General features: G+C 36.0%; 13 protein-coding genes. 4 read left to right on the top strand and 9 right to left on the bottom strand.

Going from position 1 to position 16513, the window contains the following annotated elements; translation table 11 throughout:
• Positions 1 to 2: 2 nt before the first annotated feature.
• Together LV89_RS00145 and LV89_RS00140 are read right to left on the bottom strand one after the other, a co-directional pair.
• Positions 3 to 3590 (bottom strand): DUF559 domain-containing protein, encoded by a 3588-nt coding sequence (locus LV89_RS00145; protein WP_109740828.1) that lies wholly within the window; start codon positions 3588 to 3590, stop codon positions 3 to 5.
• Positions 3591 to 3835: 245 nt separating this feature from the next.
• On the bottom strand, positions 3836 to 4591 hold the full coding sequence (locus tag LV89_RS00140; RefSeq protein WP_109740827.1) for a DeoR/GlpR family DNA-binding transcription regulator: 756 nt from the start codon (positions 4589 to 4591) through the stop codon (positions 3836 to 3838).
• Between the two features lie 54 nt (positions 4592 to 4645).
• Here LV89_RS00140 and nudK point away from each other — a divergent pair, with 54 nt between their 5' ends.
• On the top strand, positions 4646 to 5221 hold the full coding sequence (gene nudK / locus LV89_RS00135; RefSeq protein ID WP_109740826.1) for a GDP-mannose pyrophosphatase NudK: 576 nt from the start codon (positions 4646 to 4648) through the stop codon (positions 5219 to 5221).
• Between the two features lie 73 nt (positions 5222 to 5294).
• On the opposite strand, the gene LV89_RS00130 is transcribed toward nudK, so the two are convergent.
• The 4 genes from LV89_RS00130 to lpxK all read right to left on the bottom strand — a co-directional run bounded on the left by LV89_RS00130 (position 5295) and on the right by lpxK (position 9396).
• Positions 5295 to 5912 carry a MiaE family protein gene (locus LV89_RS00130; RefSeq protein ID WP_229201449.1) on the bottom strand — a complete coding sequence of 206 codons (618 nt, stop codon included), beginning with the start codon at positions 5910 to 5912 and terminating at the stop codon, positions 5295 to 5297.
• Positions 5909 to 6115 (bottom strand): hypothetical protein, encoded by a 207-nt coding sequence (locus LV89_RS24840; protein WP_146199037.1) that lies wholly within the window; start codon positions 6113 to 6115, stop codon positions 5909 to 5911. Before LV89_RS24840 ends, LV89_RS00130 begins: the two co-directional genes overlap by 4 nt.
• Before the next feature lie 83 nt (positions 6116 to 6198).
• The gene (locus tag LV89_RS00120) at positions 6199 to 8214 is read right to left on the bottom strand and encodes a putative porin (protein WP_158279477.1); all 2016 of its coding nucleotides are present in this window, start codon (positions 8212 to 8214) and stop codon (positions 6199 to 6201) included.
• Positions 8215 to 8352: 138 nt separating this feature from the next.
• Complete coding sequence (lpxK, locus tag LV89_RS00115) at positions 8353 to 9396, bottom strand: tetraacyldisaccharide 4'-kinase (RefSeq protein ID WP_109740823.1); 1044 nt, start codon at positions 9394 to 9396, stop codon at positions 8353 to 8355.
• Positions 9397 to 9672: 276 nt separating this feature from the next.
• Here lpxK and LV89_RS00110 point away from each other — a divergent pair, with 276 nt between their 5' ends.
• The 3 genes from LV89_RS00110 (at position 9673) to LV89_RS00100 (ending at position 12322) form a co-directional block, all read left to right on the top strand.
• On the top strand, positions 9673 to 10767 hold the full coding sequence (locus LV89_RS00110) for an o-succinylbenzoate synthase (RefSeq protein ID WP_109740822.1): 1095 nt from the start codon (positions 9673 to 9675) through the stop codon (positions 10765 to 10767).
• A gap of 203 nt (positions 10768 to 10970) precedes the next feature.
• Positions 10971 to 11372, top strand: a complete 402-nt coding sequence (locus LV89_RS00105) for a hypothetical protein (RefSeq protein ID WP_109740821.1) — start codon at positions 10971 to 10973, stop codon at positions 11370 to 11372.
• A gap of 161 nt (positions 11373 to 11533) precedes the next feature.
• Positions 11534 to 12322 (top strand): L,D-transpeptidase family protein, encoded by a 789-nt coding sequence (locus tag LV89_RS00100; RefSeq protein WP_109740820.1) that lies wholly within the window; start codon positions 11534 to 11536, stop codon positions 12320 to 12322.
• 130 nt (positions 12323 to 12452) lie between these two features.
• Here the strand turns inward: LV89_RS00100 and LV89_RS00095 are convergent, their stop codons facing one another.
• From LV89_RS00095 to LV89_RS00085, 3 genes are all read right to left on the bottom strand, one after another.
• Entirely contained in the window at positions 12453 to 14072 is a 1620-nt protein-coding gene (locus tag LV89_RS00095) for a phosphatase PAP2 family protein (protein ID WP_109740819.1), read from the bottom strand.
• 125 nt (positions 14073 to 14197) lie between these two features.
• The gene (locus tag LV89_RS00090; protein ID WP_109740818.1) at positions 14198 to 15187 is read right to left on the bottom strand and encodes a transporter family protein; all 990 of its coding nucleotides are present in this window, start codon (positions 15185 to 15187) and stop codon (positions 14198 to 14200) included.
• A gap of 54 nt (positions 15188 to 15241) precedes the next feature.
• Positions 15242 to 16351 (bottom strand): hypothetical protein, encoded by a 1110-nt coding sequence (locus LV89_RS00085; protein ID WP_109740817.1) that lies wholly within the window; start codon positions 16349 to 16351, stop codon positions 15242 to 15244.
• Between the last annotated feature and the right edge of the window lie 162 nt (positions 16352 to 16513).

Genomic DNA, 16513 nt, shown 5'->3' with positions numbered 1-16513 from the left:
AATCACCTCCCACAAATCCGTCGATAATCACAATAAACGCAATTTTCTACGTCTTTTCGCTTTTCAAATGGTTTTTCGGGGTCTAACAAATCACTAACGAAATTTTGTAGATACTTCTCAGATTCAAAAATAAAATCTTGGATTGTTTCACCTTCTTGAAACTCAATACTTTGCTGTAAAAGTCCTGCTTCAATATTTCGGAAAGAGTAAATTCCTGAGCTTACTTCATTTTCAACTTCATTCAATTTTATACCATTAATTGTTAACCCATTTTTTGAAGTCATCTGCTTCAAAACCATGTATTTGTACAACCACAATTGTCGAAATTTATCCTTTTCTTTGTCTATCAAAAGGTTTTCAGCCAAATCTTCTATATTGATTTTCAAATCTTTAGCTTCAACTTTTCCCGTTTTATAGTCGATTACACGAATCTTATTGCCACCTGCTCTGTCCATTCGGTCGATACGACCTGCAATTTTTACAGGCAAAGTTTTATTATTCACCTGAGCTACAAATTGCACTTTCAAAGTCTTTTCAACATCTAATAATTCTAACGGAAATAATTCATTATCAAGCTGATAACGCAAGAACTTCTTTACAATCGTTTCTCCAACTTGATACAAAATATAGTTCATTCCTTCTTCTGCTCTTAACCCTTGATTGGTTTCTTTAAAAGCCTGTTTTAGATAAGATTGAATATTTTTCAAGACCGTTTCTAAATCCTCTTTTTCTACGACTCCACCATTGGCAACAAATTCAGAATCAATGTTTTCAAAGGTTTTATGAATCCAATTTCCGAAGGTATCCACTCCTATTTTTTCCTCCACGGTTTCTTCCTCAGCAATGCCCGCAATCTTGCTAAAATAATATTTCAGTGAACAATCTAAATACTGATTCATGTGCGAAGGATAAATGCCTTTTTCGGTAATTTCCTTTTCAATGAATGCTAAAATATCATCTGTTTTCTGAATTTCTAATTTGGTTTCTTCTTCCCGTTCTTCATCGCCCGCAATAAATTTGACCGTTGGGTATGAGAGCGTTATATTTTTATTGAATTTGGCTAATTCATGCTCAATTTGTAAAAGGAAACGACTTTTTTCGCCTGCTCCATACGTATCAGAAGGTAAAACATGAACCAAAACAATTTCTTTGGCACGTTGTAAAAGCCTAAAAAAGTGATACGCCATTACCGAATCCGCATGATTATGGGTTGGTAAATTGAACTGCGGGTCGCTCAAAGCATCAAATGGAATCAAAGTGTTTTGTCGCTTTCCTTGCGGTAAAGTTCCTTCGTTTACCGAAAGAATTATTACCTTTTCAAAATCCAACGTTCGGGTTTCCAACATCCCCATTATCTGCAAACTTTCATCGGTTTCTGACTCAAACGGAATTTTAGTTTGCTTGATAAACTCAAACAAAAAAGTCTTGAAACTCCGCATGGTTACGGTGTCTTTTCGAGCCTCTAAAATACCTTCCATTCTCTGCAAAATCAGATAAAACTGATACAGATATTCCGTTTCAACGGCATCTTGTGATTCCTTGTAAACATCTCTCAGTAAGTCAATTAGAGCATAAAAACACTTAATAGCATTTTGAGGATTGTTATTCCAATGTTTAAAAATCACTTCAAAAAGCGAGTCATTTTCAGCAATTTCTAAAAGTTCTTTTGAGCTAAGAAAAACTCGATTTCGTTCAGTGATTTCTCGGAGTGTTTTGCGGATTGGGTTTAGGGCCTCAGTATTTACCTCACCCGAAGCGTCGGTCGCCCCAACCCCTCTCCTGCTGAGAGGGGAGTTTTCGTCCGACACTTCGATACCTGATTGTTTGGTTATGTTATTCAAATAGTATAAAATCGTTTTAAGAACCTCATCTACATTTTCTAAAACTTCTTCATTCTTAAATCTTAACACTCTAAAACCCTCTGCATTAAGCTCTTGAGTTCGATATTCATCGTATTTAGGATTATCATCAACTTCGTGAATTCCTCCGTCGAGTTCGATGATTAGGTTTTGTTTTAAAAATACAAAATCAACTATAAATGAATTTATAGAATGCTGTCTTCTTACTCTGAAATCACCCAATTGTTTATTTCTGAGTTTTTCCCAAAGTATTTCTTCTGATTCGGTAGGGTTTTTACGATTATCTCTGGCAAATTGTTTTAAATATTTCCACTCCTCATATCCAGATTTTTGGTAGAATTTATGTTCTAAAACCTCACCCGAAGCGTCGGTCGCCCCAACCCCTCTCCGATGGAGAGGGGAGTTTTCGTCCGCAAATTGGTTAGGTCGAATGCCCCCCTCTCCATCGGAGAGGGGCTGGGGCGACCGACGCTTCGGGTGAGGTTTATCACTATACTTCATCAACTCCCAACGCCTCAAAAACGGATGATTTAAAACTTTAACAACCTGCCGATGAGAGAATTTTGGGATTCTTACCGTTCCACCATCTTCAGTTTTGAATTCTACTAAATTACGTTGTAACTCAAAAAGTGAATCAATCAAGGTGAAAAGCATGGAATTTTTCAACGATAAACCCATTGTAATATTAAAATCCTTCACCGATTCATCCAATGAATTCATGACAGGGACAAGCAAGTTTTCATCTCCCAAAACAATAGCCGTCTGAGCATTTTCCTCTTTCACCTTTTCTCCTTCCTCTTTCTCAGCGTTCCAACTTCGATAAATATGCCCTGCCACTTTTGCTTGAATACTGGCATTAGAAACGCCAATTACTTGGATATTTTTCGTTCCTTTTACTAACTCATCCGTTTCCCAAAGCCATTCTTTGTTATAAAGTGGCGGAATCCCATTTTTATCATCTCCTTCTTTATAATAACGCAACCAAGCACCCGCTTTTTGGTCTTTATTTTTCAGGATGTAAGTATCTGTATCCCAAAGTGTTTCGGCAAAATCTCTACGTTTTAACAAAGTTCTAATAATGCGTTCTTCGGCATCACTGAGGGCGTTAAATCCAACAAAATAATATTTAAGGTGCTTGTCTTTTTCAAGAATATATTTATCAACGTTTTCGGCTAAATCACGATAAGCCATGCCTCGGTAAACCAAACCTTGTTCAGATAAACGGTTTCGCAAGTTTTGATAAACACTAAAAATATTCTCGAATAATTTAAAATATCGGTCGGTTCGGTCGGTTTTTAGATTCTTATCTTTCTGAGATTCACCCAATTGCATTTGCCAACGTTCTAAAGCCTTCGCTTCCGACATATAGCTAAACAATGCTTTGGCATCCACTAAATATTGGTCAATTTTATCAAAATCATTCAGGAGCGTACTTGCCCAAGTCATGAATTTTTCAAACGCCACATTTGGGTCAATTTCCTTAAAAACATCGTACAATTCAAATAACAAAGCCACTTGGTCAATCTGCCGAAGCCCCGTCATTTGCATTACAAAATCATCTACCGATAAAACATCAGGAGCTAAAAACGGAACATCAGAAAGTTGTGCGAGTGCTTGCTTGAAATATAAAACTCCACGACGAGATGGAATAACAATACAAACTTTAGAAAGCTGATTATGAGAATGTTGTGAATAAATATATTGTGCCGAACGGTCGAGGAAAGTTTGCATTATTTTTTTAATTTATATAGTAAGCGAAAACACCAATACAATAGTCTAAACAAATAATAACAGTCGCTCGCCTCTGGCGAGTTACTATTATTAATAGGCTTCCAGCCCTATCTATCTACGATTTAAACATTGTATTCAAAATGGCTGGAAGCCTGATAATAGTCGTCACTCGCCAGAGGCGAGCGACTAAGGAGACCTTCCCGAAAGTTTCAAACTTTCGGGAAGGTGAATTTCATAGATAACCCTTAACTTTTCAAAGCATTAATACCTGCCTTTTTATATTCTGCCAATAATTCCTGCGAAACCGAAGAATCGGTAATGAGATTTTGGACAAAGTTAATCGGAGCAAAAGGTAAATATCGGTCTTTTTCTAACTTCCCCGAATCACAAAGGAAGAAAACTTCACGAGCATTTTGAGCCAAAGCCATCGTTATTTCTGCCTCTTTTTCGCTCGAAGCACTCAATCCATTTTTCAGTGAAATACCATCAATGCCCACAAAAGCTTTATCAGCTCGGTATCTTTGAAAATGTTCTATGGCGATTTTTCCGTGTGCCGCTTGTCGTTCAAAATCAATTTCTCCTCCCGCAAAATTCAAACTCACTTCCGAACCAACCAACTCGTTAATTATTGGTAATGAATTAGTTACCACTTTTATTTTCATATTCCGAATAAAAGGACACATTCTAAAAACGGTGCTACCACAGTCTAAAAACACCACGTCTCCTGCTTGAATTTGGCTAACGGCTATTTTGCAAATTTCATCTTTTTGCTCTGCATTTATTGCCGATTTTTGAGCAAAACTCACAGGCATTTGCGAAAGACTCACTTTCATAGCTCCGCCGTGTGTACGCACCAATAAACCTTGTTCAGCCAAAATTGCTAAATCTCGACGAACTGTTATTTCGGAGGTTTCGAGCAGAATTGCTAATTCTTTCACATCAAGAATGGCATCTTGCTCTAATTTTTCAAGTATTTTTTGCTTTCTGATTTGGAAATTCATGTGCTTATTTTAATTTTGTTCAAAAATAATCACATTTAATCATTTTCAATCAAAATGAATTCAAAAATTAAAAATATAAAGACGGAAGTCCTTTCTGATAATTGGTACGTCCTCCGCAAAGTTACATTTGATTTCTTACAGAAAAATGGACAATGGCAAACCCAAAGTCGTGAGGCTTATGATAGAGGCAACGGAGCAGTGATTTTGCTGTATAATCAGGAGAAAAAAACCGTGATTTTAACTCGCCAATTCAGAATGCCGACGTACTTAAACGGAAATCCAGACGGAATGTTGATTGAAGCTTGTGCGGGTTTATTAGACGCTGATAATCCAGAAGATTGCATCAAAAAAGAAACGCAAGAAGAAACAGGTTATCAAATTACAGATGTTCAGAAAATTTTTGAAGTCTATATGTCGCCCGGTTCGGTTACTGAAATTTTGTATTTTTTTGTGGCTTCCTACACCAAAGAACAAAAAATTAACGACGGTGGTGGCGTTGAAGAAGAGGAAGAAATTGATGTTTTGGAATTAGATTTTCAAAAAGCATTTGATATGATAAAAACGGGCGAAATTAAAGATGCTAAGACGATTATGCTTTTGCAATATGTACAGATTAATGGGTTGATTTGAATTTCGTAGGGGCGAATCGCATTCGCCCAATTCCAAAATTTACAAGGGCGAATGCAATTCGCCCCTATCACTTTTAATGCACTCTATCGCCTCTAACTTCTAAATTTCTAATTACTTCGGCTTCGGTTTCAAGCCATTCTTCCCAACGAGTTTTTACGTATTCGGCAGATAAATATTCTTTGGCAAGGTCAATAAAATTTACGTAATGACCTGCTTCTGAAATCATTAATTCGTGGTAAAAATCACGTAAAGATTCATCAGAAATTTCTTGTGATAAAATTCTAAAACGTTCACAACTTCTCGCTTCAATTAAGGCATTTAAGAAAAGTCTTTCGCCCAATTGTTGGTCACGTGTACCGCCATGACGCATTGAATTGTATAATAAATGAACGTATTCGTCTCTTCTTTGAGGACCTAACTCAATTCCACGAGTGTTCATTTCCTTCAAAACCATTCTGAAATGAGCCCATTCTTCAGACACTACGGGCATTAAAACTTCTCTTAGTTTCTCTTTTTCAGGGTACTGAATAATCAATGAAATACACGAGGAAGCCGCCTTCTGCTCACAATAAGCATGGTCAATCAAGATTTCAGCAATATTTTTTTCTGCCACATTTACCCAACGTGGGTCAGTCGGGAGTTTCAAGCCCAACATCGTTTTTGTAGCGTTATTTCTTTGTTCTGTATTCATATATAAGCGATTTGAGAATAGCGAAAATGAGCGATTCCGTTTTGAGCGATTTGAGAATAGCGAAAATGAGCGATTCTGTTTTGAGCGATTTGCGAATAGCGAAAATGAGCGATTCCGTTTTGAGCGATTTGAGAATAGCGAAAATGAGCGATTCCGTTTTGAGCGATTTGAGAATAGCGAAAATGAGCGATTCTTATTTTCACAAATTGATTAAAGTAAAATCGCTTATTACTCGCTATTCGCTCAATTTCGCTTTCTAAAATCGCTTATTTTCGCTTCAAATAAATCAATCAAAAAGTAACCAATGTACACCAAATGCCAATACTCTACCCATTCCTGCAAAACCCGGTGACGCATAATAGCCATTGCCCAAAAGTCCCTTATTTACGTGAGCAAATTTTACAAAAATTCTCACTCGGTTAATTCGCATATCGGCAAAAGCATCGGCTTGTAAATAGCCTTCAATAAGTTGTTTATCCTGCAAATGAAACTGCTGAATAGCAGGCATATAAGCGTCTGCATAATAACTTGACTTATAATGAAACTCTAAACCCGTTTGGATAAATAATTTCTTGCGATAAAGTAAATCAAAGGCTACACGAGAATTGGCAAATAATTTCGGAATTCTCATTAATTTATCTTCATCGCCAGTCGTTGTGTAATAAATTTGATTTGTGGTTGAAAAATGTCCTTTTCTAAAATCAAATCCTAAACCTACCCGATAAATTTCAATATCCTTTTTCGATTGCTGAACATAAGCCAAAGTATCAAAATAAGCGTAGCTGGCAATTTTAGTAATATCCGCACTTGGGCGTAAAACCAATTGCTTAAATTTCAAATTTGTGTAAGCATACACGTTTGTAGTTTTGACATTATCCAATTCTCCCGTCCATCTAAAACCATTATTATAGGTTCGTTGCTGAACCAATGTGGCTGGCGTTGAAATAAAACTTCCGCCAACATTTAGCCATTTCCCTTGAAATTCACCATTAATTCTGAGATTTTGTAGGTCGGTAGAAAATTCAACTTCGCCAAAAACTCTGGTACTATCTTTAAAATACTGATTGAGCCACAGTCCCAAAAAGTTTTCGTTTTTGTTAGAAATATTATAAGCAGGTTTTAGCGGATTTGTGTAATTATAAATACGTGTTCGTAAGTGCATACGATAATTAAAACCTTTGTAAAACCCTTTAATACCTGTTTTTACCTCAAAATTCGTGTATTTGCTTTCATTATAAAGTGAGTCTAAAACAACATGATTTGTCACGGAAGTATCAGCAGAATAACGATAAGCAGTTTCGGAATTTGCTTTAAAAGCATAAGGATAAAAACCTGTTTGCCATGCTGCACTAAAACCTTTATCACCAAAACGAACTCTACGAGTCTGATAATCAATGTTTTGGAAAATCTGAAAAGCTTTATAGCCTACATATTCATGATAAACATGAAGATTATAGGAATTATCACGAGTAGAAGCAACGGTCAATATTGGACGATTATCCGCCAAAGCCAACATTCCTTGATAATCACGACCCGTTTCCACCACTACTCCGCCTTGGTCGTTTGAATTATGGTCTGATAAATTGAGATATGCTAAAAGCGAATATTTTTTATTTTTTGTCTGATAATTAGAATGAACCATAAAATCCCAATGCCCAATAGACGAATTATCACCTGTTGAAGTTTGGTCAATTAAAGTTTTATTGGCAGTTATTCTTTGCACGTTCAGTCCAACGTTCCAGAGAGAGTCAATATTTCTGCTCAATTCAAACTGTAAGAGGTCTTGTTCGCCTCCACCCGGTACATAAATAATATTGGTAAAAGGCGATTTTGTGTTATAATATCTTACCTGATTGGGCTTAAAAGTATAAAGAGTGTAGGCATCATATCCCAAAAGTGTTCCGATTTGCTCAGGTGCTTTGTAAAAAACAGGACGAATAGCAGTTCCTAAATTCCCTAAATCTTGATAGAGGTTTTTATTTCTTTGAACGAAATTATAATTATGAATTCCATCAATAATTGTATCGATATTATAAAGTCGTTTGCGATTGTTCACAACGTCTTCTTCCAAAAAATATCTTGTTGAAGTGGGTCCATAGACTACTTTCGTAGAATCGTCGAGTCCGATTCTGCCGTTTGAATTTGCGGCTTTTTTAGCATCTTTATCCTTCTGATTTTCAGTAGGAAAACCGTTGGTAGGAAAGGCACTTCCACCTTCCTGAGTTGTCGAAGGGAATTGAGCTTTTAACAAACCCGAAAACAAAAGCCCAATTATGGTAAGTATATATATTCTTAATTTCACACTACAAATTTAGGTAAAAAGGGATTAGATAAAGCTGATTAAAGTATTTTATCCTAAGCGAAAAGCGATTTGCGAGAAAGCGAATAAATAAATCACTAAAAAACAATCGCTTAGATAATTTATATTTGCAAATCTCTATCACTTATAAATAGTTTTTTCAAATTGAGAAAATATCATTTCATCAAAATCTTTTTTCATAGAATCTTCTAAAAAACCAATCTCAATTGGCAAATAATATAATGCCGTATTCGCTAATAATGAATGATTCAGAAAGGGTTTAAATTTCACCATATCTTTTTCTGTCATTAAAATAGTCGTTGAATCATCTTGAATTTTAGCCAAAATTTCTTCCAAATCCTTCTCTGAAAAGTCATGATGGTCTTTATAAATCAAATGCTCAATTACCTCAAAATTAGCTTTTGCATATTCTTCAAAGGGTTTTGGATTAGCAATTCCAGAAAGTAATAAAACCTTTTGCAAATCTCCATTTTTAATTTCAGAACGGCAATTTTGAGGTTTTCCGTATAGAATTTTAGTAAAGAAGATGGGGATATTATTTTCCAAATAATTATTCAGTCTGAGTTTTAATTGAGAACGTTCATCAATTGATAAATCTGGACATTTGGTAACAATAACTGCATCGGCTCTTTTTGCTCCGTGTCTTCGCTCACGCAGACGACCCGCTGGAAAAGGATAATCTTTATCAATTGGGCGACTATAATCCACCAAAAGCAAATTCAAAGACGATTTTACAGGACGATGTTGAAAAGCATCATCTAAAATAACCACATCGGTTTTAGGATTTTCTGTAAATATTTTCTGCAAAGCTTCTACCCTATTCTCTCCAACATAGACATCGACATCGTTCTTAAACTTTTGATAAAACTGTAAAGGCTCGTCGCCAATTTTTTTTGCATTGGCACTTGTATCTGCATGGATAAATCCCTTAGTTTTGCGTCCGTATCCACGACTTAACGTTGCCACTTCATATTTATCTTTTAATAAGCGAATCAGGTATTCAACGTGTGGAGATTTTCCTGTTCCGCCAACGGTCAGGTTGCCAACATTAATAATGGGTTTATCAAAAAGAGTTGTTTTCCAGCATTCACTATCATATAAATAGTTTCTGCAATCTGTTACAAAACCATATAACCACGAAAAAGGAAGGAGAAAAAATTGCATTTGTTAGAGTAAAATCAGTTTCGTGAATAATTTATGAGAAAAACTGCCATTTAATAAAAAATAACAATTTGGTGGTGCAAAATTCTAAAAGAGTTCTGACTTTTTAGTATATTCACACCCCTTTTAAGATACTTTAACGATTAATTTTTCGGCTAAAGTCTCCTCCAACAATCTTAACACACATAAAGTCAGGTAATTAATGATTAAAAAATCAACTAACTTTTCAAAAAATGTTAGGTTGCAAACTTTTGCCAAAATCAATCTTTACAATATATAATGAGTCTTAGAGCGGTATTCACAAAACATACACTTGATTTCAAATTCGAGGCAGGTACGTCTCGGGGTGTGCTTACGCATAAAGATAGTTATTTTGTCAAGATTTTTGACTCTGACAATCCTTCGGCTTATGGTTTGGGCGAATGTTCCCCATTAAAAGGATTAAGTATTGATGACCGCCCTGACTTCGATTTACAACTATTAAGTATCTGTGAAAACTTCAATACGCTCGACCTTGAAGTTTATCCTTGGAATTTGAATATCATTCTCGACCAAGTTTTAGATAAATCCTTTCCTTCCATTGTTTTTGGTTTTGAAACTGCCATGCTCGACCTCATGAATGGGGGCAAAAGAGTGGTTTTCAATAATGGTTTTGCCAAAGCAGACCGTACCATTAATATCAATGGATTAGTTTGGATGGGCAATAAAGACTTCATGCTCAAGCAAATTGATGAAAAATTGGAGGCTGGTTACAATACCATTAAAATGAAGGTAGGAGCGATTGATTTTAATAAAGAATGTGATATTTTGGCTTATATCCGTGACCGCTACGATGAAAGTAAAATAACCCTCAGAGTAGATGCCAACGGAGCGTTTTCGGTACATGAAGTATTGGATAAACTGCAAAGATTAGCAAAATATAACCTTCATTCTATTGAACAGCCCATTCGTCAAGGAAATGAAGATGTAATGGCTGAACTTTGTCAGAATACCCCTATCCCAATTGCTTTAGATGAAGAACTTATCGGCATCAGAGAATACACCGATAAATATAAACTTCTCAAAAAAATAATGCCTCAATACATTATTCTAAAACCTACTCTTTTGGGTGGTTTTCAGCAATGTAGAGAATGGATTGAAAACGCCAATCGGCTAAAAATTGGTTGGTGGATGACCTCCGCTTTGGAGTCAAATATTGGTTTAAATGCCATCACTCAATTCACCGCAGAATTTAATAATCCTCTCCCACAAGGACTTGGCACAGGTCAGTTATACCACAATAATATTAACTCTCCGCTTGAAATTAATCACGGAAAAATCTTTCATAATCCTGATAAAATTTGGGATTTAGACATTTTAGAGTTTTTGGTATAAGATTTAGCTGGCTGGTTACGCTGATTTTCAAACGTGGCAGAGAGATTAGCCAACTTTAAAAAAGTTGACTAACCTAAGTACCATCAACGCATAAACTTCTCTCCAAAAATCCCCTTCACGATAAGTTTTTCAAGTAATAGTTTGAGTTTAATTCAGGAGTTTGCAATTTTGCAGAATCAAATTAATTGAAAAAATTAAAATCAATGAATATTCAAGCACTCGACCAAGAACTCCTTTCTTTATTTGAAAAAAGAGTAGAACTTAGCCAAATGGGCTACGACCATAAAGATTATGATGATGTAGAAGAAGCCCTTCACGATTTAGAAGACGATTTCAATGATAAATACGGTGATTATTTGGAGGGAATTCTTTCGGATATTCATAAGGAATATTGTCCAGAATCTGACGTTTTATTACCAACTGCATATTTGGCAAAATCATTTAAAATTGCGGCAGACGGTTCTATCGAAGTAGGTAAAAATGCGGGTGTAGAAATTGAATTAGAAGAAGACCCAGCTGCAAATGCTAAATTGTTGTTATTACCAACGCCCGTAAGAATTGTGTTGCAAGTTGGTAAAAACAAAAAAGTTGTCTGGAAAGCATAAGCGTAGGTACAGTGACGATTTAAGAACGGTTAGCCGTAGCGATTACGATTGACGATTACCATAAACTTGGTTATCAATAGTAGATGAAAGCTTAAAAACGTGCCTTATTTTTCCATTGCTTAATACAACGGTTTAGTAAATAATTCACCAATCTTTAGAGAATGAAATTATTAGTCATTTTAATCATTTTAATGCTATCCGTTCCAACAAATTTCAAGACTCAACAGCTCAAATACGAGCGAGTAAAAACCGCCTATGAAGAAAAATCAGAGGCGGTTTTTGCTTTATTGAGCGATAAATCACTTTCTCCTCAAAAACTTCAGCTTTATTTTCGGGCTTTTAAGAAAGAAGAAATTTTAGAAATTTGGGCTAAAAATTCAGAAGATAAATCTTTCCAATTATTAAAGACTTATCCAATAGCGGCTTCTTCTGGCAATTTAGGACCTAAAAGAAAACAAGGCGATATGCAAACGCCAGAAGGGTTCTATTATATCGAAAGATTCAATCCTATCAGTAATTTTTATTTATCATTGGGTATCAATTACCCAAATGCTTCTGATAAAATTTTAGGCGAAAAAGGTCATTTAGGGAATGATATTTTTATTCACGGAGCAAGTATGACAGTTGGTTGTTTGCCCATGACTGATGATAAAATCAAAGAGATTTATTTGTTGGCGGTAGAAGCTAAAAACGCAGGACAAACCGAAATTCCTGTGCATATTTTCCCTGCAAAATTGACTGATAAAAATCTGGTGGAATTACAAAAAATTGTCAAATCAAGTAATTTCGTTGATTATTGGACTGCTTTAAAAAATGGGCAAAATATTGATACAGAAAAGTTTATTGTATTTTGGAGAAAGCTAAAAGAAGGTTATGATATTTTTGAAGAAACCCATCAATTACCTAAAATATCGGTAAAAAACACAGGAGAATATACCGTAAAAAAATAAAAACTTCTGCCGATTATCCTCGGCAGAAGTCTATAACACTAACCATTTTTATTAAATTCTTAATTTAGTTATCTCATGAAATCATTCTTCTTATGAAGTAAAGACAAACTATTTTTTTTTCTACTCATTGTTATTGAGCACCATCGCTTTGTCCTCTCAATACAGCTTTATCACCTACTGCTTTCCCGATTTTCAAACCGCCATCACAATCCATTTTATAGTGAATACCACCGTATAAACGAGATTTAGAAGCCTCATCTGCCTGAGCTTGATAAGATGCTGCATTTTCAGGGAAAATGTAACTCAAAACCGTAGCAGCTGCCGCCGAGAATGTAGAGTGTCCTGATGTATAAGAAGGGAAATTAGGCAAGCCCGTCAAAGTTTTGATACCATTATCCATCTGCGAAGGGCGTGGATAATAATAATAACTCTTGGTGTACCAACAACTTACGGCAGCATCCATCATGGCGGTATTTAATAATGCAAAATTTCGAGCCGTTCTAACTTCCGACATTTTGGCGGCTACAATTGCCTTTTCCGCAATCTGATTCCAGTGTCCTGGAGGAGCATGAGTACCTGCACCATCTGCCCAATAATGCACAATGGCAATACGTTCACGGGTAGGGTTTTCTGTGTAATATTTTACCTCAGCTACTTGTGCTTTAAACTCTGCTGATTTTGTAGAAAGTGGAGGAATTGATGTACTTAATGTATTTAAAGCAGCTTTATCCATATTCCAAGTGGCTACGTTTCCGTACATTGCCAACATTGGAGGGCGTGGAGCATCTTCCATTGACTTCCAAGCTACTTCTCCTTTTTCAGTAATTCTATTCGCCAAACTGTCCCATTTAGCTTGTGTACCAACGGCATTTGCCATACCATCCGTTCTGAAACGAGCAAAAACTTTAGCATAAATTGCTTTTCCTAATTTCTCGCCTGCTTCAATATCTGAGCGAGTAGAAACCCCTGCCCATAATTTAAACCATTTTTGCTCTTCTTTTTTCTTGTATAAATAAAGCGTATCAGCCGAACGAGGAAATAATCTTTTCATAAACTCATAACTTACTGCTGCCATTACTGCATCTTCAGAAGGGAATGAGTTTAATTTTGGAGCTGCCACAATCACAGGAGTGATACTTGCATCTACAGCATTAGGGGCTTTTCGAGCATATTTTGCTTTCAGAGCCATCGTCATTACAAGGGCATCATACTGTGCAACAGACATATACGCATACGCACGAGCTGCATACGGAGGATTTGAAAATGGGAAGGTTGTTCCCACAGCATTATCGGCATTATCCGCCGCCGCCGTTGTGGCTGAACTTGGTAATGGATATGGGAATGTGGTACTTTTAGAAAAATCTGTATTTTCGGCAGGTGGTAAATTATTCTTTGCCACCAATTCACGCATGATTTGATTCCAACGCAAAACACCTCCACCATTCCAATAACGAATGGCTTCACGACGAGTATCATCAATTTTACCAACTTCGGTTTTTACTTCCTCAATCTCTTTCAGATAATTGGCAGACGTAACAGCATCTGGGGTTGTAATTACCGTAGCATAATCCGCTACTACTGTTCCTGTATATGTTTTCCAAGCACCAGCTGCTACATCAGTATTAGTTGGATTCAAGGCGGCTAATTCTGTTCCCTCTTTGTCCAAATACTTTTCACAAGATGATACTCCTGCTATTAAAAGAAATGCTGAAATAGTTAATTTTATATTTTTAGTAATGATAGTTTTCATTTTAATCTTATTAAATAATTTTATTTTTCTGAATCAGTATGAAAAGATTTTAGAACTTTAGGGTAAAAACTAACAGGAACGCCTGCTGTCCCTAATCCCTAATCCCCAACTCCTAATCCCTAAAACTACTTGTGTTCCTCTTTCTTCATTTCCATCCCACCGTGATTATCTCCTGGGCGGCAAATCAAACGATTTTGAGAATCACTCGTTTTATTTTTGCTAAAACCTACTATTTTGGACAATCCTATCGAAAAAGTAGTTGACTCTCCTACATTACGCCCCGATAAAATCTTTCCGCCCGTTATCATAATTTGCAAATCTTTCAAGGCTGGAACACGATATGATGCAATAAATCCAACTCTTGTATAATCAAACTTATTACAAAGTCCTGGCATATCATTTCTACGAATATCGATACTACCACCTGTAACTTGTTGGTCATAAGTACCTTCTAATTGCCAACGATAAGAATAATGTCCTAATTTTGCTCCAAAGTTTACCACGTCAGGCATTATCATTTCGTTTGTAAAATATCCCTTGTCTGAATAATACATCTCTCTATCCACTCTCACATTAGCACGTGATGTATAAACTCCATTCACGGTCAATGCTAAGTTTGCAGGCAAGGTATAATACAAAATTCCTCGTGCAAATACCGTTTTAGATTGATTTCCAATAGAAAAAGGCATAAAATCTGCTACATAATTATTCGTGGGAATAGACCCTCCAACTGAACCAATCACAGAAAGATTACCCGCTTGAACTAAGCGATATTTTACAGCTAAGGTTAAATCTTGAACCCCACTCATTCCGTGCAGAACACCCGCTGAAGGTTTGGTAGTGATGTAAGGCAAAGAAAACAACACATTGAGTTTGTCTGAAATACCATAATTTCCCATTAAAGCTACCGACTGAGTGGTAACTGTACCCATATTTTTGTTTTCACGATATAATGAACCTTCCCAGTAATTTTTCCAAGAATCATTCGTGTACGTGATACCTCCGCAAAGGCTACCTTTTGCCATAAAAATACCGTCATTCATCATTTGGGCATTAGCAAAAAGACTGGTAAAAATAAGCATAGCCAAAAGGCTAAATTTTGTAAAGTTTTTCATTTGATAATTTAATCTATTTATGCAAAAATACGATTTTATTTTAATCCCCTCCCCTTAAAAACGATGAGAAAGGGTTGCTGAAATTAGATAATCAGCAAAAGCGGCATCTCCCTGTCCACCGTATTTTAAATCAGAATATGAACGAGTACGGTTACGGGTTGTAGCAATTGGCACGTTTAAGGCAAAAGTATTATTCTTATTCATATAAGTAAGTCCCGGTTCGATAGAGATAATGTACCCTGGACGGCGGAAACCTTCACTCAATCCAAAAACATCCTCTGATGGTACACCTTCAACACGTCCACCCAAACTTACCGCAATGCCATATTTAGGCACTAAAGCATAAGCAACACCTGCACGAGCAGCAAACTGGTCAGCCACAGAATGTTTTACTGTAATTGAATTCTGTACATTATCCTGCAAAATATTATTATAAGTATTATTTACATTACGAGGATTGAACAAATAAAAGGCATTATAATACAAAGAAGCATTTGAGAATAACTTTTGATAACCCTGAATTTCAAGATTTACACCCCAGCCTCCATCACCTAATTGAATAGATTGGTCAACCGCTTTTGTTAAAAGATAGTCTTTTCCTTCTTTATCTAATTTATGAAAATCCCCTTGAACATTTGAATCTCCAGTTGGTGCTTTTACGCCAAGACCTACCGAAACATTCCCATTCATATTTTTTAGAGGGTCAAGCAACCAATAATTTACCCCAACACGCATATCACCTAAACCTGATGATTTTGTTCTAAAATAAGGATTTGGAGCAGCCGTTGTACCATTTCCGTAATGTTCATATTTAGAATCACGAAGATTATATGCTAATGGAATATTCAATGAAACACTCAAACGGTCTGTTACAGAATATGTTATGCCTATATCAACTCCTTGCGAGTAGTTTTTTACCTCTGTGTTATTTATTAAGCGTTGCTCTTGGTATTCAGTACCCACAAAATGGCGGTGCGAAGTAAACGAACGCACTCCCATTGATACCTGCCATTGACCTGGACGCATCATAGAAGTTGCATTAGCACCCGAACCAGCCGCACAACTCATGTGACGAACCGCCACACAACCTTGGGCTTCCACTTCAACTTTTGAAGTGAACAATAATCCTACAATTGCAAAGGATAGATAGTATTTTTTTTTCATTTGGGATTGTTAATAAAATTGATTAAATGATTTTTAAGTATAAATTTAGAGGTAAAGCTTTTTTCCGTTTTTTTAAAAAATCTATAATTTCGGTGTGCCAATGACAAAGAATAAAGGTTTTTCCATTATTCAGGAAAAAACATTAAATTGCGATAACAAAAT

Origin of the sequence: Arcicella aurantiaca (genome assembly GCF_003148625.1) — a bacterium.
Classification (GTDB): Bacteria; Bacteroidota; Bacteroidia; order Cytophagales; family Spirosomataceae; genus Arcicella; species Arcicella aurantiaca.
Note: the sequence above shows the minus strand (reverse complement) of the source record. Positions and strands in the feature narration are given on the sequence as shown.